Origin of the sequence: Clostridium sp. AF22-10 (assembly GCF_003478725.1) — a bacterium.
GTDB classification, from domain to species: domain Bacteria; phylum Bacillota; class Clostridia; order Lachnospirales; family Lachnospiraceae; genus Otoolea; species Otoolea fessa.
Window position 1 is genome coordinate 1 of sequence record NZ_QUFZ01000067.1, and the last position, 1,521, is coordinate 1,521.

Sequence of the window (1,521 nt, forward strand, 5' to 3'; positions counted from 1 at the left end):
CACGCCGCCAGCGTTCATCCTGAGCCAGGATCAAACTCTCATGTTAAAGTTTTGATTCCAGTCAAAATTCGCTTGGCTAATTTTAACCGTTATTACTGTTGTTTTGGTTTTGTTCTGAATGTTCTCTTGAACTTCAAGGCTTAACCAAAAGCCTTTGTTCTTAGAATTTTCAGGGTTTTACATACTGTTCAGTTTTCAAGGTTCTTTGTTGTTGCCTCATCGGCAGCTTATTTATATTATCATAAGCAATTGACTTTGTCAACAATTTTTTTTATTTTATTTTTAATCTTTCTCAGAAACCCGTTTGCGTTTCCGCTCTTATTTCTTCGATTGATTTGCCCTTGTCTCAAGGACGTATGTTATGATACCAGAGTTTCCAAGGATTGTCAACGATTTTTCTATATTTGTTATTCTTTTTATTTTGTTGTGATTTTTTAGAATATTTTGTCATTTCTATTTATTTCGCACATACTAGATTAAAAAATCAGCAGCATTCCCACCAGCTTATTTTGATCCTTCTTGCAGAAATGCTGCTGATTTATTTTGCGTCATTTTCTTCTATTATCATATATACAACTATTTGCTCTTTTCTCTTTCCAAACACTACAGTAACGAGATTGCGGTGTGCCATTTTTCAAAACTGTACATAATATATAATTTTAATAATGGGTATGGAAGAAAGCGACTAAAAAATCCAGATACCGCCTGTTTGAGAAACTCACTTCCCTGTTTCAGGAAATTAATCTTGAGCTTCAATACACGGGGATAAAGTTCAGTATTAATACAGAATACTCGCCAGAATACTTAAAGGAAGCCGCATCGAAATACGCAGAAATCTGGCAGTTGGATGAAACAACGTTTGTCGCCGGTAAAGGACATCGAAAGTCAGTCCAGCAACGCCATTATGAAAAACTTAAGGAATATCTGTCAAAGCTGAATGTGATGAAAATAAAATCAGCTGCATAGATTTGAAAATCAACAAATTTATGGGGTAAGGGGGAAATGCTCTTTTAGAGACTACTTCGTTTATAATTTTTTAGTCTAAAAGAGCGTGTAATAGGAAATTCCTTGGAATTCCCTATTACACAAAAAAACCGCCATACATTTCTGTACAACGGTCTTCTTTATATACCTTCAAAACTGCACACTGAATTTCTTCTACTTCTATCTTTCATCCTTTTAGGAAATAACTTCCTCTTACCTATCCTTAACCATAACCTTTTGGTTAAGCCCTCGACCGATTAGTAACAGTCAGCTTCACGTATTACTACGCTTCCACCTCTGCCCTATCTACCTCGTCGTCTTCAAGGGGTCTTACTACTTGCGTATGGGATATCTCATCTTGAGGGGGGCTTCACGCTTAGATGCCTTCAGCGTTTATCCCGTCCCGGCTTGGCTACTCTGCCATGAGCCTGATGGCTCAACAGATACACCAGAGGCCAGTCCACCCCGGTCCTCTCGTACTAAGGGCAGCTCCTCTCAAATATCCTACGCCCGCGCCGGATAGGGACCGAACTGTCT

The 1,521-nt window shown here is 38.5% G+C and carries 1 rRNA gene; it reads right to left on the minus strand.

The features are described 5' to 3' along the window. Nucleotides 1-1,221: 1,221 nt before the first annotated feature. Nucleotides 1,222-1,521, minus strand: a 23S ribosomal RNA gene (locus DWX91_RS16240); the annotation flags it as partial.